Genomic DNA, 19,269 nt, shown 5'->3' with positions numbered 1-19,269 from the left:
ACCATAGCGCGGAACGCGCGCCACGGCAGCGCCAACGGCCGGTTCGCGTCCTCACGCCGCGGGTTCGATGAAGTGCGGAACGAACAGGGCGTCGTTACCGGTGATCGCGCCGCGGCTCTCCCGCACGCAGAGGCCCGCTGGCGCATCGCCTATGATCCACGAGCCGATCAGCGGCCTGCGACGGTCGTCGAAGCTCGGTAATTCTGCGAGCGCCTGCCGGATGTAACCTTCGCCACCGTAGGGGCCGGGCTCGTGCGCGAGCAGCGCACCATCGCAGAGGATCTCGATGTTCGAGCCCTCTCGCGAAAAGAGCGGCTTGCGCACGTAGGACGCGCCGAGGCTGGCGGCCTTCGGATCACTCTCGAAGAAAGCCGGAAGCAGGTTCGGATGGCCGGGCTCCTGCGCCCAGAGGTGCGGTAGCAACCCCTTGTTCGAGAGCACCGCCTTCCAGGGCGGCTCGAGGAATCGGGTTGGGCTCCTTGCGACGCCCGCGGCGAAGGCATCGGCGAAAGCCCATTCCCAAGGGTAGAGTTTGAATAGCAGGTCGATCGGCATCTCCTCCGGCGAGCAAAAACGGCCATCCCTCTTCAAACCGATCTCGGAGAGGTCCAGGAAGCGCGTGATGTGCCCGGCCTGGATCGCACAATCCTGCAGATAGGCGACGGTGCCGCGATCCTCGGGCGCATCAGCCTCGGCGGCGAAGCCGGTGAGGCTGCCGGCGCCGATCTCGCGGAAGCGCGCGATCAGCCGCTCGTGGACGGCATTGTACTGGTCGCTGCCGGCCGGCAGCAGGCCGTCGCGCAGCAACTCTGCCAGCCAGAGCCACTGGAACACGCCGGTCTCGTAGAGCGCCGTCGGCGTGTCGGCGTTGTATTCGAGGAGTTTGGCTGGCCCGTTGCCGTCATAGGAAAGGTCCAGCCTGCCGTAGAGGCTGGCATCGCCCCGGCGCCAACTGCCGCGAACCGCGTCCCAGGCGCTTTCGGGGATGCGGAGTGAGGCGAGGATGCGCTCGTCCTCGACGGCGCGACCGGCGAAGTCGAGGCAGAGCGCGTGCAACTCGCCGCTCGGCGCCCCGATGTCCTCCTCGATCTCGGCGAGCGTGAAGGCGTAGGCGTGGCTCTCCTCCCAGTAGGGAGCGCCATCGAGCGTGTGAAAGACGAAGCCGTTTTTCCGCGCGGTCTCGCGCCAGTCGGGCCGCTCACCGGTGGGGACGCGGCGCATCAGCCGCCGAAGAAGCCGTGCGAGGATGATGAGTAGGACGAGAACGACCGTCCCGTGCCGCCGAACCCACCGAAGGACGACCCGCGCAACGCCGCGGAGGACACCCGCGCCACCGAGGATCGGCCGTAGCCCGTGGTCCAGATGCGGGCGCCCGAACCGGTGCAGTAGCCGCTATGGACGCCGGTCGAATGGCTGGCCTGCTGCGTCTCGTCCTTCGGGGCGTGGTCGAAGACCGGTTGCGGCGGCAGCTTCTGCTCCGCCGTCGCGCCGATCACGTAGCCGGCCATCACCGGGATGAATTTTCCACGGGCGGCCTCGGCTACGCTCTCGCCAGCGACGCAGTGGCCTGGGCCGTGATGGGCCTCGCAGTCGATCGTCGAGGTGTAGCGCGGGGCAGCAGTCGTGTAGAGTGCGCGGGCGATGTCGTATTCGCTCTGGCAATCCGCCTCGCTGCGGAGATGCGCGGCGATACATTTGGCGGGGTTCGCATAGACGCGAACATCCTCCTCGGCCTGCGAATGATCGACCGAGGCGAACCCGAAGGCCGCAGCGCCCGCACCCGCGAGCAGGACGAGCGAGACGGTCTGCGAGCGCTTCATCTGCGCGGGCTCACCAAGTTGAGCCAGGCGTTCATCCGCAGATTCGTCATCCGACCCCCCGTGCTGCCTCAATACGACATCGAGGCCGCGTTCACGATCCCGCCCGCGAGTGAGGCCGCCCCGAGCAGGATCGCAGCCGCTATCTCGTTCTGCGAGATGCGGCGGGAGAGGTCGGGCAGAATAAACCGTACGAGCCAGTAGATCAGGATCTGCACCACCAGGGCGACGAGGCCCCAGACGATGCAGTCGAGGATCGACTGGGCGTTGCGGATCGCCACCGAGAGCGGCAGGGCGTAACCGATCAGACTGGCGCCGAGGCTAAGCGCGGCAGCGGTGTTGCCGGCGCGGATGAGCGCCATCTCGCGATGCGCCGTCGCGGTGATGTAGACCAGGATGTAGAGCGCCACGAGGACGATCGCGGCGGCGAAATAGGCGAGGAAGGCGGGCAGCCCGGAGATCACGTTCATCGGGCTGCTCTCATGCTCAGACCAGTCTGCTCTGCTCCACCGCCGCGGCGACGAAGCTCTGGAACAGCGGATGCGGCTCGAAGGGCCTTGACTTCAACTCGGGGTGGAACTGCACGCCGATGAACCACGGATGCCCGACATGCTCCACGGTCTCCGGGAGCAGGCCATCCGGCGACAGCCCCGAGAAGCGCAGTCCCTTGGCCTCCAGCCGCTCGCGATAGGCCATGTTGACCTCGTAGCGGTGGCGATGGCGCTCGGAGATGGTGGTCGAGCCGTAGATGCTGGCAATCTTCGTGTCGGAGCCGAGTGCGGCTTTGTAGGAGCCGAGGCGCATGGTGCCGCCGAGATCGCCCTCGGCCGCGCGGCGCTCCAGAGCGTCGCCCTTCATCCACTCGGTGAGCAGACCGACCACCGGCTCCGGCGTCGTGCCGAACTCGGTGGAATTCGCGCCTTCGATCCCGGCAAGCGAGCGGGCAGCTTCGATCACCGCCATCTGCATGCCGAAGCAGATGCCGAAATACGGGATGCGGCGCTCGCGGGCATACTGAGCCGCGCGGATCTTGCCCTCGGCGCCGCGCTGGCCGAAGCCGCCGGGCACCAGGATGCCGTGCAGACCCTCGAGGAACGGCGCGGGAGCCTCGCGCTCGAACACCTCGGCCTCGATCCATTCGAGATGCACGCGCACCTTGTTGGCGATACCGCCGTGGATCAGCGCCTCGGTCAGCGACTTATAGGCGTCCTTGAGGCCGGTATACTTGCCGACGATGGCGATGGTGACCTCGCCCTCGGGGTTCTTCACCCGCTCGGATATGGTCCGCCACCGATCGAGCGGCGGCTCGCGCTCGGAATCGAGGCCGAAGTGCTCCAGCACCTCCCGGTCGAGGCCGGCGGCGCGGTAGGAGAGCGGCACGTCGTAGATGGACGGCACGTCGAGCGCGTCGATAACGGCGGTCTCGCGCACGTTGCAGAACAGGGCGAGCTTGCGCCGTTCGTCGTTCGGGATCGGCCGATCACAGCGGCAGAGCAGGATATCGGGCTGAATGCCGATGGAGCGCAGCTCCTTCACCGAGTGCTGCGTCGGCTTGGTCTTCAACTCCCCGGCCGACGGAATGAAGGGCAGCAGCGTCAGGTGGATGAACAGGCAGGTGCCGCGCGGCTGCTCCTGGCCGAGCTGGCGGATCGCCTCGAAGAAGGGCAGGCCCTCGATGTCGCCGACCGTGCCGCCGATCTCGACCAGCACGAAGTCGTAGCCCTCGTTGCCGTCGAGCACGAAGGCCTTGATGGCGTTGGTGACGTGCGGGATCACTTGGATGGTCGCGCCGAGATAATCGCCGCGGCGCTCCTTCGCGATGATGTCCTGGTAGATGCGGCCGGTGGTGATGTTGTCGGCGCGGCTCGCCGGTAGGCCGGTGAAGCGCTCGTAATGGCCGAGGTCGAGATCGGTCTCGGCGCCGTCATCGGTGACGAAAACCTCGCCGTGCTGCGTCGGGCTCATCGTGCCCGGATCGACGTTGAGGTAGGGGTCGAGCTTTCTGAGGCGGACGCGGTAGCCGCGGGCCTGGAGGAGGGCCGCCAATGCGGCAGACGCGAGTCCCTTCCCGAGCGACGACACCACGCCGCCGGTGATGAAGACGTACCGTGTCGAAATCCCATGCGTCGAATGCTGCGTCATGGGCCTCGGTCCTTAAACAGGGTTACGCGATTCGCCAAACCGCAAAGGTTCACCCGCCGCGCGGCCCGCCGGGCACGCACCGCAGGGCCATGCCGCTGGCGGGTTTCATCAATGCCTGAGGGCCGACGCTAGAATCGGCCGCCCTCGGGCGCCCAGTCGCGCGGAGTCTCCTCCGCGCTGTTGCCTCAACGCGACTGCGGAGCCGACGGCGCGGCGGGGGCTGCCGGCGGCGCAGCGGGAGCTGGGCTCTGCGGAGCGGGTGCGCCATCCGCCGGCTTGCCGCCTTGCTGGCGCAGCGTGTCGAGCAGGTTGTCGGCGTTCGGCTGCTGCTGGACCGGCTGAACATTGCCGTCACCGTCGAGGATCGAGCGCGGCCCGGCGCTGTGATGCGCCATGATCGCCAGCGTGATGCTCGTCGCGAAGAACATGGCGGCGAGGATCGCCGTCGCCCGGGTGAGGGCATTGGCCTGACCGCGGCCGGTCATGAATCCGGATACGCCACCGCCGCCACCGCCGCCGAGCCCGAGGCCGCCCTCGGAGCGCTGCAGCAGCACCGTGACGATGAGCGCCAGGACGATGAAGAGGTGGACGACGATCAGGACGGTCTGCATGGGGTTCCGGCGGTCCGCGATCGCGGACGCGAATCAGGCGATCGGCAAAACGAAACGACCGCCCGGAGGAATCCTCCGTTCGGCCAGCGGGCTCCTACACCAGTTGGGCATCAGCGCCAACCGGCGCCAGGGCCCTCGGTGCATGGGTCGACCGCGGGTCAAGAGCTTCCCAGCTGGTCGTCCCAGGCCGTCGGATATGAAAAAGGCGACGCTGAGGAGCGTCGCCCGTCAACGTCCAGGGTCGGGCGTGGTGCCCGACTCCCGAAGAATCACTTCTTGCCGAAGGCCAGGCCACCAAAGCGCGAGTTGAAGCGCGAGACGCGGCCGCCGCGATCGAGCATCTTCTGCTCGCCGCCGGTCCAGGCAGGGTGGGTCGTCGGGTCGATGTCGAGGTTGAGGACATCGCCCTCCTTGCCGTACGTCGACCGGGTCATGTACTCGGTGCCATCGGTCATCACGACCTTGATGAAGTGATAGTCGGGATGCTCGGTTCCCTTGGCCTTGGCGGCCGCATCTTTTGCCATGACGAAGTCCTGATTGGGTCACGCCGACCGGACGGCGCTGCGGTCCGCGGCCGAATATCACGCGCGTTTCGGTGAAGGCGGGCCTATACCCCAGCCGCTTCCAGCGAACAAGACCGCTCCGAGAACGCAAGCAAAACACTTCTGGGATGAGAAGATGACGAGGACTCATGGCCGCCGCGGATGATGCCGTCACGGGGGCGAGAGGCAGGCGCAGGCGCAAGGCTGAGGATGGCCGCGAGGCCGCGAGGCGTGCCCCGCTCAGCGCGCTGAGGCCGCTGATTCCGTTCGCCGCCGTCTATCGCGGCCGCATCCTGGCGGCGCTTCTCTCGCTGATTTTCGCCAGCGGCGCGACGCTGGTCGTGCCCATCGCGATCCGCCGGGTGATCGATCACGGCTTCTCGCCGGAAGGCCATGTCTTCATCGACAGCTACTTCCTGGCTCTGCTGGGCGTCGTGGCAGTGCTCGGCCTCTCGAGCGCCGGCCGCTACTACACCGTGGTCAGCCTCGGCGAGCGCGTGGTCGCCGACCTGCGCACCGCCGTCTTCTCACGGCTGACCATTCTCGATCCAGCCTTCTACGACCGCACCCAGTCCGGCGAGATCGTCTCACGCCTCACGGCGGACGCGACACAGGTGAAGTCGGTCTTCGGCGTTTCGATCTCGATTTTGCTGCGCAACGCCTTCCTGTTCGTCGGCGCGATCGTGATGATGGTGTGGACGAGCCCGCGGCTGTCGGTCCTCGTGCTCGGTGCGATCCCGTTGATCGTGTTCCCGCTGATCCTGTCGGGACGCGGCGTCCGCCGCCGCTCGCGCGCCGCGCAGGATCGGTTGGCCGACGCCTCGGCCTATGCCTCGGAGGCGATCGGTGCGGTGCGCACCATGCAGGCCTTCGGCATGGGCCGCGAGACCACTGCGCGCTTCGGCGCCGCTGCCGAGAACGCCTATGCGGCTGCGCTCGCCTCGATCAAGGCACGTGCGATCCTCACTGGCGTGGCGATCTTCCTGATCTCGGGCTCGGTCGTCGGCGTGATGTGGTACGGCGCGCAGAGCGTGCTCTCGGGCGCCATGAGCGCCGGTACGCTCTCGCAATTCGTGCTCTACGCCGTGTTCGGCGCGAGCGCGCTCGGGCAGCTCTCCGAGGTCTACGGCGAGCTGGCGCAGGCAGCCGGTGCCGCCGAGCGCCTGGGCGAGATCCTGGCGAGCGAACCGGCGATCCGGGCGCCGGAGAACCCGGCCGTCCTGCCGCAGCCGCCGCGCGGCGAGGTGACCTTCGAGGACGTGCACTTCACCTATCCGACGCGACCGGAGCATCAGGCGCTCGACGGCGTCCGCATCAGCGTCGCCTCGGGCGAGCGCGTCGCGCTGGTCGGCCCCTCGGGTGCCGGCAAGACCACCGTGCTGCAACTCCTGCTGCGCTTCTATGATCCGCAGGGCGGCCGCATCCGCGTCGACGGCATCGACATCGCCACCGTCGATCCTGAGGCCCTGCGCCAGCGGCTCTCACTGGTGCCGCAGGACCCGACGGTGTTCTCCGGCACCATCCTCGACAACATCCGCTACGGGCGCCCCGCCGCGAGCGAGGCGGAGATCCAGCACGCCGCCAGTCTCGCCAATGCCGACGGCTTCATCCGCGCGCTTCCGCAGGGCTACGCGACGCAGGTTGGCGAGCGTGGCATGACGCTGTCGGGAGGACAGCGCCAGCGCATCGCCATCGCCCGCGCCATCCTCAAGGACGCGCCGATCCTGCTGCTCGACGAGGCGACCTCGGCGCTCGATGCCGAGAGCGAACGCGCCGTGCAGAACGCGCTCGATCACCTCATGGAGGGCCGCACGACGCTGGTGATCGCCCATCGCCTCGCAACGATCCGCGCCGCCGACCGCATTCTGGTCTTCGACAATGGCCGCATCGTCGAGGAGGGGACGCACGAGAGCCTGCTGGCGCGCGGCAAGCTCTACGCGCAGCTCGCCGCCCTGCAATTCACCGATCCGTTTGGCGACAGCGCCCGGCCGCGCGAGCCGCACCTCAAGCTCGCGGCGCTCCCGGCGGAGTAGGCTTTGCTCGACCTCTCGCGCTTTCCACGGATCGACCTGATCGGCGGACCCACGCCGATTCAGCCGCTCGACGGGTTGAGCCACCATCTCGGAGAAGGGCTGAACGGTGTGCGCCTCTTCGTGAAGCGCGACGATATCGGACCCGTTGGCGGCGGCGGCAACAAGCTGCGCAAGCTCGAGTTCCTGCTCGGGCAGGCGAGGGCGAGCGGTGCGGACACCGTCATCTCGGTGGGCGCCCTGCAATCGAACCACGCCCGGCTCACCGCCGCGGCGGCTGCGCGATGCGGGTTCCGCTGCGAGCTGTTTCTGACCCGCTCGGTGCCGCGCGAGGACCCCGACTACACCGGCAACGGCAACCGCCTGCTGCACGAGCTGTTCGGCGCCCGCGTGCACCTGCTGCCGGGTGAGGCGGATTCGCTCGCCGCCGCCACGGCGCGCGCGGCGGAACTGGAGGGTGAGGGGCGGCGGGTTGCGGTGTTTCCCTCTGGCGGATCGAGCGCGCTCGGTAGCCTCGGCTACGCCTCCTGCATCGCCGAAATCCTGGAGCAGTCGTCTGCGCTGGGTATAGGCTTCCGCCGCGTGGTCACGGCCAATGGCAGCAGCGGCACCCATGCCGGACTGGCAGCGGGCTTGGCCGCCCTCGGGCGTGATCCGCGCCTCGCGAAATCTTACACGGTGCTCGCGCCGCTCGACGAAGCGCGGCGGATCACTCTGGGCAAGGCACGCGACGCCCTCGCGCTGCTCGGGATCGACCGCGCCATATCGGATGCGGAGATCGTCATCGACGGTGCCGCCCGTGGCGAGGGCTATGGCATCCCGACGGATGGGATGCGCGAGGCGGTGACGCTGATGGCCCAGACCGAGGGGATGCTGCTCGACCCGGTCTATAGCGGCAAGGCGTTCGCCGGGCTGCTCGCCGATGTGCGGGCCGGCGCCTATCGGCCCGGCGATGCCGTGCTGTTCTTGATGACGGGCGGCGTGCCGGGGCTGTTTGCTTATCGTGGCGAGTTCGGCGTTCGGCCCGTTTAGACGCCCGCTCCCGTCATGGCGGGACTCGCCAGAGGCAAGACCCGGATCCGAAGGGGCAGGTCGCAGACGGCAATCCACTGCTGATGTGGAAGTCCGAGCCGGCCATCGTGCCTTAGTCGTGGATTCCGGTTGCCGCTGCGCGGGCCCGGAATGACGGCGTTGTTCTTGGAGCCCTATGCAGAGCGCCTCACCGCTCCGTCAGCTTCATCTCGATCCGCCGGTTCTTGGCATAGGCCTCTTCGGTCGTGCCCGTATCCAGGGGCTGGAACTCGCCGAACGCGCCCGCGAGCATCCTTTGCGGCGGGATGCCCTTGCCTCTCAGATACTGCACCACCGCGATGGCGCGGGCCGCCGACAGGGACCAGTTCGAGGGAAACTGCGCCGATTGAATCGGCCGTGAATCGGTGTGCCCGTCGACGCGTAGCACCCAAGGAATATCCGCAGGAATCTCCTTCGAGATATCGAGGATCGCGCTGGCGATGCGGTCGATCTCCGGGCCGGCCTCGGGTTTCAGGCTGGCGGAGCCGGCGGGAAACAGAACCTCCGATTGGAGTACGAAGCGGTCGCCGACGATGCGGATGTCGGAGCGGCTGCCGATGATTTGGCGCAGCCGCCCGAAGAAGTCGGAGCGGTAGCGGGCGAGTTCCTGGACGCGCTGGGCCAAAGCCACGTTCAGACGGCTGCCGAGATCGGCGATGCGGGCCTGGCTCTCCTTGTCGCGCTTCTCCGAGGCCGAGAGCGCGTCCTCCAGGGCGGCGAGCTGACGGCGCATGGCGCGGATCTGCTCGTTGAGCACATCGATCTGGTTCTGCGCCCGCGCGGTGGCGCCGCGCTCGGCTTCGAGTTGCTTGTCGACCTCGGACGACTGCCCCTTGGCAGCCTGCGCGGCGTCGTTCAGCGCCTGCAGGCGGTCCCGGTCGCTCTCGGCGCGCTCGAGGCTGTTCTTGAGCGACGCGGCCGTCTCTTCCTGTGTGCGCCGGTTCGAGCGCTCCAGGGCCAAGAGGTCGGTGAGATCGGCAATCTGGCGGTTGAGGCGATTCAGAACCTCGTCGCGCCCGGTCAGCTCCTGCGAGAGGAAGAACTGCCCGACGACGAAAATCGTCAGCAGGAACACGACCGAGAGCAGCAGCGTCGCGAGCGCATCGACATAGCCCGGCCAGACGTTGATGCTGCGATGCGTGCGGCCTCGGCTCGACGCCATCAGGACTCGACCCGCTCACGGCTCAGCCGGTCGAGCACCTGCTTCAGTTCCTTCTCGCGGCTCGCCTGGGCTTCGACCCAGTCGCGGATCATCTGCTGCTCGGCGCGCATATGCTGCACGAGGCCCTGGATGCCCTCGGCGAGGTTGGTCATGGCCTGTGTCGCCGTGCGGCCACCGCTGCCTTCAGCGATCTGCTTGCTGAGGCGCTCCAGGGTTTCCTGCAACTCGCGCGACAGAGCCGCGCCCTGCTGCGAGGCCGCGCCGTCTCTGACGGTCACGGCCTGATCCTCGCCGGAGACCAGCCAATCCTCCAACTCGTTATGGAAGCGGGCATGGGCTTGGCCGGCCTGGAGGTCGAGAAAGCCGACGATCAGCGAGCTGGCGAGGCCGAACAGGGACGCGGAGAAGGCGAGCCCGATGCCCGAGAGCGGCACGGCAAGGCCGTTCTTGAGCTCGTCGAACATCACCGCAGCATCACCGCCGCCGCGCATGCCGCTGATCACGCCGCCCACCGCCGAAAGCGTGTCGATCAGGCCCCAGAAGGTGCCGAGCAGGCCGAGCAGGATCAGGATGCCGGACACGTAACGCAGGATCTCGCGGCCCTCGTCGAGCCGGGCAGCGGTGGTGTCGAGATGAGCGCGGGTGCCGGACAGCGTGGCGCCGTCCGTGCGTGCAGCAATTGCCGGGACAAGCGGGCCGAGCAGGGTCGGCCTAGCCTTCGGCGGCGTCTGTCCGGTGGCGACGGCATTGACGTAGGAGACTTCGCGAAACAGCCGGATCACCTGCCCAAAGGCGAGCAGCACGGCGATCAGCAGAACGCCGAGAATCAGACCATTGAGGCCGGGATTGGCGAGGAAGGCCGGCGTGATCTGCCGGAAGAGAACGAAGGCGAGGAACCCAACGAGGATCAGGAACACCAACATCCGCACGAGGTAGATGCCGGGTTTCTTCAGCGGAGGGGATGCGGGTCGAGCCACCATCGAATCCGGGTTCGGTTGGGCCGAACCCTTGCCTGGAGAGGCGAGCTCGGTCGTGCCGCACTCTGGAGGCTGGACCCAGGCCGATCAAGACGGCGGAGCGGTCCGCAACCCGTACTTGATCCTCAATCCCACCCGCGTGGCCAAGTTTCCTCCAGGTGCGGCCCGAGGCGCACAGCATGGACCGATCTGGCGAGCCCGGTCGCGTCGTCGGTTTCGACGGCGATGCCGCAGAGCGTGCCCTCGCCCTGCGCCGGCTCGAGGCGCGAGCCGGGCGTTTTCTGGAGGAAGCGGCGCAGGGGCTCCTCCTTCTGCATGCCGAGCATGGAATCGTAGTCGCCGCACATGCCGGCATCGGTCAGGTAGGCGGTGCCGCCGGGAAGGATGCGATGGTCGGCGGTGGGCACGTGGGTGTGCGTGCCGACGACGAGGCTCGCGCGACCGTCGAGATGCCAGCCGAAAGCCTCCTTCTCGCTGGTCGCCTCGGCATGGACGTCGACGATGACGGCGTCGGCGGCGTCGCGAAGCGGACAGGCGGCGAGTTCGCGGTCGACCGCCGTGAAGGGATCGTCCATCGGGTCGATGAAGAGCCGGCCCATGACATTGACCACCAGCACCCGAGCGCCGCTGCGGGTCTCGATCACGGTCGCGCCGCGGCCGGGGGTGCCGGGCGGGTAGTTCGCGGGGCGGATCAGGCGCGGCTGGCGCTCGATGAAGACAAGCGCCTCGCGCTGGTCGAAGGAGTGGTTGCCCAGCGTGATGACGTCCGCGCCGGCACCCAGAACCTCGTCGCAGATCGACTCGGTGATGCCGAACCCGCCGGCGGCGTTCTCACCATTGATCACCACGCAATCGAGGCGCCACCGCTCGCGGAGGGCCGGCAGACGGTCGGTCACCACATGGCGGCCGGGACGGCCTACGATGTCGCCGAGGAAGAGAAGGCGCACTCGCTAAGCCTCTAGGTGGCGCATAAGATGATCCGAAAACCGGATTCCACTGATCCGCGTCATGCGCGAATCAAGGGAACAGGACCGGTCTCGGTGACGAGATGGTCGAGGGGCTGGTCATGCGCCTCCGCCGGCACATGCGCCGCCTCCTGCACGGAATAGGCGATGCCGATGGTGAGCAGCGGGCCACGGCGGGACAGACGCTCGATCGCCTTATCGTAATAGCCCTTGCCGTAGCCGATGCGGTTGCCGGTCCGGTCGAAGACGGCGAGCGGCACGATCAGGGCAGTGGGAAACACCTCCGGCAGGTCGTCGCGCGGCTCGCTCAGTCCGAAGCCGCCGCGCACCAGCGCCTCGCCGGCCCGCCATTCGCGGAAGACGAGCCCATCCGGTGTCACCTTCGGCAAGGCCACGCGCTGTCCGCGCGCGAAGAGTTTTTCCATGATCGGGCGAGGGTCGATCTCGCTGCGGATCGGCCAGAAACCACCCACCAACTCGGCCTCGGCGAGACCGGGGATCGCGATGACGGTCTCCGCCACCGTTCGGGAGCCGGCCTTGCGCGCGTCGAGATCGAGCGCGTCGCGCCGGGCGAGCACCTCTGCCCGCAGCCGGGCCTTTTCGGAGAGGAGGGAAGCGTCTGACATTTCTGAGAAAGGGTGCGGAGCCACGTGGGCCGTCGGAGGATCGATCCCGGGAAACCTACAGAGTAGGTGGGCGCCGTGTTGGCCAAGTCCAGGGACGAGGCCAGTGACAGCTCCCGAGGGAGTCGATAAGGCCCCGGGGATAGTGCTCCAGTCGAACCCTGCAGCCCCGCCACCCCGATGTAATACCGGTGTGCCTGCTGCGCCAGTGGATTGAACGCACAGCCTGCGGAAATCGTGTGCCTGGACTCGTCGCGGTCGGCCTGGACCGCAACGTCAGGCGTTCTGATCGCCTTTGCCCTTGCCGGTCGGCGCTGTCAGCGCCTGCGTCAGCCGCTCGATCCGCTCCGCCGTTCGCTCAATCCCTTCGGCCAACTGTGCCTCACTGGACGACGCCGCATCGCGCAAACCTGCAGTTTCCGCCCCCAGCGCGGCGAAGCGCCGTTTCAGCTCCGCCAACTCGTCGGAGATGGTCAGTGCGGCCATGACGTGGAGGCGCATGTCGCCGATTTCGCCGAAGGCCTTGCGCATCTCGGCGACGCGCTCGTCGAAACTGGAGGCGAGCTTCGTCAGATGCTCCTCCTCGCCCTCGCCGCAGGCCATGCGGTAGGTTTTGCCGGCGATGGTGACGGTGACGTGGGCCAAGCCGCTCTCCCTCAGGCGCCCGGACGCGGTGGCACCCGGCGATCGAGCACGGTCGAAACCGTGTCGATGGCCCGGTCGATCCGGCGCTCGACCTCGCCCGTGACGTTCGCCATGCGGGCGAGCTGCGCGCTCGCAGCGTCGAGCTCGGCGGCGAGCCGCGCGCGGTCCTCGTCCATCAGCGCCAGCTCGATGTCCCGGTCGGCGCGGGCCTCGTCGGCCTCGACCCGCCGCGTCACCGCGGCCTCGAGGCGCACCATGGCCAGATCCAGCCGTCTAAGCGCGTCCTCCACTAACGACATTCGCAACCTCTCCCGCGCTCATGGTGTCGCCCGAAGAGCGGGAATTTTCCAGCCGTCGCCTCATCATAATCGTCGTTGGCAACACGCCCCTGTCCTTTGACAGCCCCCAGCCCCATGTTAGAGAGCCGGCGCCCGCCACGCTCCTTTCGAGGCGTGCGCAGTTTCCCGGAATTTTCGCCCGTGACAGCTCCCGGCTCCTCGCGCAGATCGTCCGTTCTCCGGACGGTCGCGAGTGGCGCTCGGTGCGCGACGCCGTGGAACGGCATCGGTTCATCCGAGGTTCAAGCGGAGCCGTCATGGAGCGGGCGACGTACTGTTTGGTCAGTGCCATTGCACGAGCTGATCGCACGGCGTCGGAACGCCGTTTTTTGTGAAGGAGTCACGCCGTGACCGTGAAGGTTGCCATCAACGGGTTCGGACGCATCGGTCGCAACGTCCTGCGCGCTATCCACGAGGCCGGCCGCAAGGATATCGAGGTCGTTGCCATCAACGATCTCGGCCCGGTGGAGACGAACGCCCACCTGCTGCGCTTCGACTCGATCCATGGCCGCTTCAACGCGGACGTGAAGGTGGATGGCGAGTTCATCGTCGTCGACGGCAAGCGCATCAAAGTCACCGCCGTGCGCAACCCGGCCGAGCTGCCGCACCGCGATCTTGGCGTCGACATCGCGCTGGAATGCACCGGCATCTTCACCTCGAAGGAAAAGGCCAAGGCGCATCTCGATGCAGGTGCCCGGCGCGTCCTCGTCTCGGCTCCGGCCGACGGTGCCGACCTCACGGTCGTCTACGGCGTCAACCATGACGAGCTGACCGCCGACCACGTCGTCGTCTCGAACGCCTCCTGCACCACCAACTGCCTGGTGCCGGTCGCCAAGGTGCTGCACGACACCGTCGGGATCGAGCGCGGCTTCATGACGACGATCCACTCCTACACAAACGACCAGCCGTCGCTCGACCAGATGCACAAGGATCTCTACCGGGCCCGCGCCGCTGCGCTCTCGATGATCCCGACTTCGACCGGTGCCGCCAAGGCCGTCGGCCTCGTGCTGCCGGAGCTGAAGGGCAAGCTCGACGGCACCTCGATCCGCGTGCCGACCCCGAACGTCTCCGCCGTCGACCTGGTCTTCACCGCCAAGCGCGAGACCACGGCCCAGGAGATCAACGAGGCGATCCGGAAGGCCGCCGACGGCCCGCTCAAGGGCGTGCTGGCCTATACCGACCAGCCGAACGTCTCGGTCGACTTCAACCACGACCCGCACTCGTCAACCTTCCACCTCGACCAGACCAAGGTCATGGACGGCACCTTCGTTCGCATCCTGTCCTGGTACGACAACGAGTGGGGCTTCTCAAACCGCATGGCCGATACGGCCGTGGCCATGGCCAAGCTGATCTGATCGTTTCCGGGGGGCGTTTCGCCCCCCGTTCCATTGCTGACCCGAACGACAGCCGGAGTGACCCCAACGATGGCCGACGACGCTCAGACCAAGCCCTCCGGAGAGAGCTTCATCCCGTCCTCCCCCGCGCCCGCTCCGACGCCAGTCACGGCCTCGGCCCCGGCTCCCATCGCCGACAAGCCTGCCGTCTCTCCGAGCGCGCCGGCCCCTGCCGGCTCCGCCGTCGGCGACCAACTCGCCCGGATCGAGGACAAGACGGCGCGCATCGAGGACAAGTACGCCCGCTCCGAGTCGCTGCTCTCCCGCATGGAGGACAAGATCGAGGGCGCCACGACCCGCATGAACGAGGTTGCCCGGCAGTCCGATCTCGCGGCGCTGCGCAGCGAAGTCCGCGCGATCAACGAGCGCGTGAAGCGTAGCCCCGGCACCGGCGCCCTGGTGCTCACCGCGATCATCACCTCTGTGCTCACCGTCGTCCTGATGGTGGCCGTCCAGCGCCTCAACGTCGACAGCATGCTGCCCCAGCGCGCCGCCCCGGCGGCCTCGCAGCCCTAAGCGAGACCCGATGACCTTTCGTACACTCGATGATGCCGGCGCGCTTGCCGGTCAGCGCGTCCTCGTCCGCGTCGATCTCAACGTGCCGATGGAAGTAGGCCGCGTCACCGACGCCACCCGGATCGAGCGCATCGTTCCGACGATCCGCGAGATCGCCGACAAGGGCGGCCGTGTCGTCCTGCTCGCGCATTTCGGACGCCCGAAGGGCAAGCGCGATCCGAAGGAGTCGCTGCAGCCCGTCGTCGGCCCGCTCTCGCAGGCGCTCGGCAAGCCGGTGGCCTTCGCCGACGATTGCGTCGGCGAGCCGGCCAAGGCCGCCGTCGCCGCTCTGAAGGACGGTGACGTCCTGCTTCTCGAAAACACCCGCTACCATGCGGGCGAGGAGAAGAACGATCCGGATTTCGCGAGGGCGCTCGCCGAGAACGGCGATCTCTACGTCAACGACGCCTTCTCCGCTGCCCATCGCGCGCACGCCTCGACCGAGGGCATCACCCGTCTGCTCCCGGCCTATGCCGGCCGCGGCATGCAGGCTGAGCTCGACGCCCTGACCAAGGGCCTCGAAGCACCGAAGCACCCGGTCATTGCACTGGTCGGCGGCGCCAAGGTCTCCACCAAGATCGATCTGCTGCAGAACCTCGTCGCCAAGGTCGACATGCTCGTGATCGGCGGCGGCATGGCCAACACCTTCCTGCACGCGCAGGGCAAGGATGTCGGCAAGTCGCTGTGCGAGAAGGATCTCGCCGACACCGCCAAGCGCATCGTCGAGGCGGCCAAGGCTGCCAAGTGCCGCATCATCCTTCCGACCGACGTGGTGACCGCCAAGGAATTCAAGGCCAACCCGCCGATTGAGACAATCGCCGTCGACGCGGTGCCGTCCGACGCGATGATCCTCGATGCCGGCCCGGATTCGGTAGGGGTGGTCAACGCAGCGATCGACGAGGCGGCAACCCTTGTCTGGAACGGCCCCCTCGGCGCCTTCGAGCTGACGCCGTTCGATGCGGCCACTGTCGCGGCGGCCCAGCACGCGGCCGAGCGCACCAAAGCCGGCAAGCTCGTCTCCGTGGCCGGCGGCGGTGACACGGTCGCCGCGCTGAACCATGCGGGCGTCGGTGAAACCTTCACCTACGTCTCGACGGCCGGCGGTGCGTTCCTAGAATGGCTGGAGGGCAAGGAACTGCCGGGCGTCGAGGCTTTGCGCGCGAAGAACTGAGCCTTATCGCGCGATCCCGCCCCTCCGCCTCATCCTGAGGTGCTGCGCAGCAGCCTCGAAAGAGGGCCCTGGGGAGCGCGAGACGACGGGAGGCCTCGCTCGAGGTTTTCACTTCGCTACGGCGCCTCAGGAGGGGTGCCGGGATTGGATCGGCCGAGCGGCGCCGATCGCATTGGATCGGGGGACAACGGACCATGGCACGCATCACCCTTCGGCAGCTTCTCGATCACGCCGCCGAGCACGGCTACGGCGTTCCGGCGTTCAACCTGAACAACATGGAGCAGGGTCTCGCCATCATGGCGGCGGCGGATGCCACGGATTCGCCCGTGATCCTGCAGGCGAGCCGCGGCGCGCGCGCCTATGCGAACGACGTGGTGCTGGCCAAGCTCATCGATGGCCTCGTCGAGATCTACCCGCACATTCCCGTCTGCATGCATCTCGACCACGGCAACAACGAAGCCACCTGCGCCACCGCGATCCAGTACGGCTTCACCTCGGTGATGATGGATGGCTCGCTGAAAGCCGACGGCAAGACACCGGCCGACTATGCCTACAACGTCGAGATCACCCGGAACGTCACCAAGATGGCGCATTGGGCCGGCGTCTCGGTCGAGGGCGAGCTCGGCGTGCTTGGCTCACTGGAGAGCGGCCAGGGCGAGGCCGAGGACGGCCACGGCGCCGAGGGCGTTCTCTCGCACGACCAGCTCCTGACGGATCCCGATGAGGCTGTGAAGTTCGTGCGTGAGACCAAGGTCGACGCGCTCGCCGTCGCCATGGGCACCAGTCACGGCGCCTACAAGTTCACGAAGCAGCCCGACGGCGACGTTCTCGCGATGAACGTCATCGAGGAGATTCACCGCCGCCTGCCGAACACCCATCTCGTGATGCACGGGTCCTCATCCGTGCCGCAGGACCTCCAGGACATCATCAACCAGTATGGCGGCCAGATGAAGCCGACCTGGGGCGTGCCGGTGGAGGAGATCCAGCGCGGCATCAAGCACGGCGTGCGCAAGATCAACATCGACACCGACAACCGCATGGCGATGACCGGCCAGATCCGGAAGGTCCTCACCGAGAACCCGTCGGAATTCGATCCGCGCAAGTATCTGAAGCCTGCGATGGACGCGATGACGAAGCTCTGCAAGCAGCGCTTCGAGGAGTTCAACACCGCCGGCCAGGGCTCCAAGATCCGCCCGGTCTCCGTCGCGCAGATGGCCAAGCGCTACGCCGACGGCTCGCTCGATCCGCGCATCGACGCCTGACCGGTCGCGGAGGTTGACCAGACGCCTCCGCAACGCTCATTGCCAGGCAGGCTCCTCCCCGTTGTGGGGGAGGGGCGGCAGCCATCCGCGGAGCCGATGCCCGAAGACGCCCCCCGCCTCGCCCTCCTGACGCCCTACGGCATCGATGCCGGGCAAGCCGATGCGGCGGCCGCCGCCCTCGCCAAGGCTTGTGCCGCCGGCGACGTGGCCGCTCTGGTCTTGCGCCTGGCGCCGTCCGACGAGCGGTCGCTCGTAAACCTCGTCAAGCGCCTGGCCCCGGTGGCGCAGGAACACGGTGCGGCCGTCCTGGTCTGCGTTCCTGGCTTCCAGGGCGACCTCGTCGGCGTCGCCGCTCGCGGCGGCGCGGACGGCGTGCATGTCGACAAGGCGGAGGAGAGCACACTGCGCGACCTGCGCGGGCGACTGCGCGACGGACGCATCCTCGGTAGCGGCGGCTTCCTGGATTCGAAACACGCTGCGATGGCCGCGGGCGAGGCACAAGCCGACTACCTGATGTTCGGGGGGCTCTATCCCGATGGTGCGGCTCCGGACCCGGAGCTCGTCCGCGAGCGCGCGACGTGGTGGGCCGAGATCTTCGAGACGCCCTGCATCGCGGTTACCGCCGAGGCCGCCGAGATCGACGCTCTCGCGGCGACCGGTGCCGAGTTCGTGGGCCTCGAAGGTGCGCTTTGGTTCGACAGGCCCGAGGCCGTGACGGCGGCTCTGGAGACGCTCGCCGCCGCGGGTGCCGCACGATGAGGCTGGCCAAGGTTGGGCTGGCCGCCCTGCTGGTGCTGGCCTCGGCCCTCAATGCCGCGGCGGCGCCGAACCAGCCTCCGATCGTTGCGCCTCCGAACGACCAGACGCTCAAGTCTGCCGATCCGAAGAAGACCTCGAAAGGTCTCTCGCGCGACCTGCCGACGCCCTACACGCCGGGGGCCGAAGGCCTGCGTCCGCCGCCGAACCCCAATGCCGACCTCGCCTACGGGGCCTATCAGCGCGGCCGCTACATAGCGGCGTTCCGGGAGGCGACGAAGCGCATCGAGGCGAACTCCAAGGATGCGGCGGCGCTGACGTTGCTCGGGGAACTGTACAACCAGGGCCTTGGCCTGAAGCAGGACCCGAAGCGCGCGCTGGAATGGTATCGCCTCGCGGCGAAGCTCGGCGATGCCCATGCCATGGCCTCCCTCGGGCTCATGGCGATGGACGGGCGGGGACAGGCGAAGGACCAAAAGGCCGGGCGCCAGTGGCTGGAGCAGGCCTCCGCCAAGGGGGAGCCTACGGCCTCCTACAATCTTGCCCTGATCCTGCTCGGGACGGGCAAGCAAGAGGATCTGGAGAAGGCTGCAACGCTCTTCGAGAAGGCAGCGAAGGCCGAGCTCGCCCCTGCACAGCACGATCTTGGCGTGCTCTACCTCCAGGGTCGCGGCGTCCCGAAGGATGCCGGCAAGGCTGCCGCCTATTTCCGCCGAGCCGCCGATAACGGCGACCTGGCCGGCGAGGTCGAATTCGCGATCCTGCTCTTCAATGGCAACGGCGTCGCCAAGGACGAGGCACGGGCCGCCCGCTACTTCCTGCACGCGGCCTCGCGCGGCAACGCGATCGCCCAGAACCGCATCGCCCGGCTCTACGTCGTCGGCCGCGGCGTGCCCAGGAATCTCGTCGAGGCCGGCGCCTGGAACCTTGCCGCGAGCGCACAGGGCCGGTCCGACGGTTGGCTCGATCAAGCCTTGAGCGACCTCAGCCCGGACGATCGGAAGCGAGCCGAAGCCCTCGGCTCGGAGCGTGCGAAGATCCAGCAGTAGCGCGGGCGAAGATCCCTCAGCCCCGATACGGCCATCGCTGGCCCGGCGAAGCGATCCAATGCCGCGTCCTCAATGACGAAGCATTGGTGCCGGATTGCTTCGCTACGCTCGCAATGTCGGGAAGGGTTTTCCTAACGGCTGAACCCCGTCAGCCGTCAG

Annotated in this window: 20 protein-coding genes and 1 other RNA gene; 8 read left to right on the top strand and 13 right to left on the bottom strand. The window is 67.8% G+C overall.

Annotated features, from left to right (window positions below):
* Positions 1 to 51: 51 nt before the first annotated feature.
* The 6 genes from MGN01_RS16095 to rpmE all read right to left on the bottom strand — a co-directional run bounded on the left by MGN01_RS16095 (position 52) and on the right by rpmE (position 5,094).
* Positions 52 to 1,221: a glutathionylspermidine synthase family protein gene (locus MGN01_RS16095; RefSeq protein ID WP_147047847.1), complete on the bottom strand. Its 1,170-nt coding sequence runs from the start codon at positions 1,219 to 1,221 to the stop codon at positions 52 to 54.
* On the bottom strand, positions 1,221 to 1,820 hold the full coding sequence (locus tag MGN01_RS16090) for a DUF1190 domain-containing protein (protein WP_147047846.1): 600 nt from the start codon (positions 1,818 to 1,820) through the stop codon (positions 1,221 to 1,223). Before MGN01_RS16090 ends, MGN01_RS16095 begins: the two co-directional genes overlap by 1 nt.
* Before the next feature lie 68 nt (positions 1,821 to 1,888).
* Positions 1,889 to 2,287, bottom strand: coding sequence for a DUF350 domain-containing protein (locus MGN01_RS16085; protein ID WP_147047845.1), 399 nt, complete (start codon positions 2,285 to 2,287; stop codon positions 1,889 to 1,891).
* A 16-nt stretch (positions 2,288 to 2,303) separates the two neighbouring features.
* The gene (pyrG, locus tag MGN01_RS16080) at positions 2,304 to 3,959 is read right to left on the bottom strand and encodes a CTP synthase (protein WP_147047844.1); all 1,656 of its coding nucleotides are present in this window, start codon (positions 3,957 to 3,959) and stop codon (positions 2,304 to 2,306) included.
* Between the two features lie 185 nt (positions 3,960 to 4,144).
* A complete protein-coding gene (gene secG, locus MGN01_RS16075; protein ID WP_147047843.1) occupies positions 4,145 to 4,570 on the bottom strand; it encodes a preprotein translocase subunit SecG in 426 nt (141 codons plus the stop codon).
* Positions 4,571 to 4,839: 269 nt separating this feature from the next.
* On the bottom strand, positions 4,840 to 5,094 hold the full coding sequence (rpmE, locus tag MGN01_RS16070) for a 50S ribosomal protein L31 (RefSeq protein WP_147047842.1): 255 nt from the start codon (positions 5,092 to 5,094) through the stop codon (positions 4,840 to 4,842).
* A 167-nt stretch (positions 5,095 to 5,261) separates the two neighbouring features.
* Here rpmE and MGN01_RS16065 point away from each other — a divergent pair, with 167 nt between their 5' ends.
* Together MGN01_RS16065 and MGN01_RS16060 are read left to right on the top strand one after the other, a co-directional pair.
* On the top strand, positions 5,262 to 7,145 hold the full coding sequence (locus tag MGN01_RS16065) for an ABC transporter transmembrane domain-containing protein (RefSeq protein WP_147047841.1): 1,884 nt from the start codon (positions 5,262 to 5,264) through the stop codon (positions 7,143 to 7,145).
* Positions 7,146 to 7,148: 3 nt separating this feature from the next.
* Entirely contained in the window at positions 7,149 to 8,174 is a 1,026-nt protein-coding gene (locus tag MGN01_RS16060) for a D-cysteine desulfhydrase family protein (protein ID WP_147047840.1), read from the top strand.
* A 187-nt stretch (positions 8,175 to 8,361) separates the two neighbouring features.
* On the opposite strand, the gene MGN01_RS16055 is transcribed toward MGN01_RS16060, so the two are convergent.
* The 7 genes from MGN01_RS16055 to MGN01_RS16030 form a co-directional block, all read right to left on the bottom strand.
* Positions 8,362 to 9,375, bottom strand: a complete 1,014-nt coding sequence (locus tag MGN01_RS16055; RefSeq protein WP_147047839.1) for a peptidoglycan -binding protein — start codon at positions 9,373 to 9,375, stop codon at positions 8,362 to 8,364.
* Positions 9,375 to 10,355, bottom strand: coding sequence for a MotA/TolQ/ExbB proton channel family protein (locus MGN01_RS16050; protein WP_147047838.1), 981 nt, complete (start codon positions 10,353 to 10,355; stop codon positions 9,375 to 9,377). Before MGN01_RS16050 ends, MGN01_RS16055 begins: the two co-directional genes overlap by 1 nt.
* 122 nt (positions 10,356 to 10,477) lie before the next feature.
* On the bottom strand, positions 10,478 to 11,299 hold the full coding sequence (locus MGN01_RS16045; protein WP_147047837.1) for a TIGR00282 family metallophosphoesterase: 822 nt from the start codon (positions 11,297 to 11,299) through the stop codon (positions 10,478 to 10,480).
* Positions 11,300 to 11,358: 59 nt separating this feature from the next.
* Entirely contained in the window at positions 11,359 to 11,943 is a 585-nt protein-coding gene (locus MGN01_RS16040; RefSeq protein WP_147047836.1) for a 5-formyltetrahydrofolate cyclo-ligase, read from the bottom strand.
* Positions 11,944 to 11,956: 13 nt separating this feature from the next.
* Positions 11,957 to 12,113, bottom strand: a non-coding RNA gene (gene ssrS / locus MGN01_RS24655) — 6S RNA.
* Positions 12,114 to 12,216: 103 nt separating this feature from the next.
* Positions 12,217 to 12,585, bottom strand: a complete 369-nt coding sequence (locus MGN01_RS16035) for a cell division protein ZapA (RefSeq protein ID WP_147047835.1) — start codon at positions 12,583 to 12,585, stop codon at positions 12,217 to 12,219.
* 11 nt (positions 12,586 to 12,596) lie between these two features.
* Positions 12,597 to 12,884 carry a DUF4164 domain-containing protein gene (locus MGN01_RS16030; RefSeq protein WP_147047834.1) on the bottom strand — a complete coding sequence of 96 codons (288 nt, stop codon included), beginning with the start codon at positions 12,882 to 12,884 and terminating at the stop codon, positions 12,597 to 12,599.
* Between the two features lie 386 nt (positions 12,885 to 13,270).
* Here MGN01_RS16030 and gap point away from each other — a divergent pair, with 386 nt between their 5' ends.
* From gap to MGN01_RS16000, 6 genes are all read left to right on the top strand, one after another.
* Positions 13,271 to 14,278 (top strand): type I glyceraldehyde-3-phosphate dehydrogenase, encoded by a 1,008-nt coding sequence (gene gap, locus MGN01_RS16025; protein ID WP_147047833.1) that lies wholly within the window; start codon positions 13,271 to 13,273, stop codon positions 14,276 to 14,278.
* Positions 14,279 to 14,347: 69 nt separating this feature from the next.
* Positions 14,348 to 14,833 (top strand): hypothetical protein, encoded by a 486-nt coding sequence (locus MGN01_RS16020; RefSeq protein WP_147047832.1) that lies wholly within the window; start codon positions 14,348 to 14,350, stop codon positions 14,831 to 14,833.
* Between the two features lie 10 nt (positions 14,834 to 14,843).
* A complete protein-coding gene (locus tag MGN01_RS16015) occupies positions 14,844 to 16,043 on the top strand; it encodes a phosphoglycerate kinase (protein ID WP_147047831.1) in 1,200 nt (399 codons plus the stop codon).
* A 194-nt stretch (positions 16,044 to 16,237) separates the two neighbouring features.
* Positions 16,238 to 17,305 carry a class II fructose-bisphosphate aldolase gene (gene fba / locus MGN01_RS16010; protein ID WP_147047830.1) on the top strand — a complete coding sequence of 356 codons (1,068 nt, stop codon included), beginning with the start codon at positions 16,238 to 16,240 and terminating at the stop codon, positions 17,303 to 17,305.
* A 96-nt stretch (positions 17,306 to 17,401) separates the two neighbouring features.
* A complete protein-coding gene (locus tag MGN01_RS16005; protein ID WP_147047829.1) occupies positions 17,402 to 18,064 on the top strand; it encodes a thiamine phosphate synthase in 663 nt (220 codons plus the stop codon).
* Positions 18,061 to 19,110, top strand: a complete 1,050-nt coding sequence (locus tag MGN01_RS16000) for a tetratricopeptide repeat protein (RefSeq protein WP_147047828.1) — start codon at positions 18,061 to 18,063, stop codon at positions 19,108 to 19,110. Before MGN01_RS16005 ends, MGN01_RS16000 begins: the two co-directional genes overlap by 4 nt.
* The last annotated feature ends 159 nt before the right edge of the window (positions 19,111 to 19,269 follow it).

The sequence above is a fragment of the Methylobacterium gnaphalii genome (assembly GCF_007992215.1).
In the GTDB taxonomy this organism is placed as follows: domain Bacteria; phylum Pseudomonadota; class Alphaproteobacteria; order Rhizobiales; family Beijerinckiaceae; genus Methylobacterium; species Methylobacterium gnaphalii.
The sequence above is the reverse complement of the archived record's forward strand: the minus strand, read 5'-3'. Positions and strand labels throughout refer to the sequence as shown.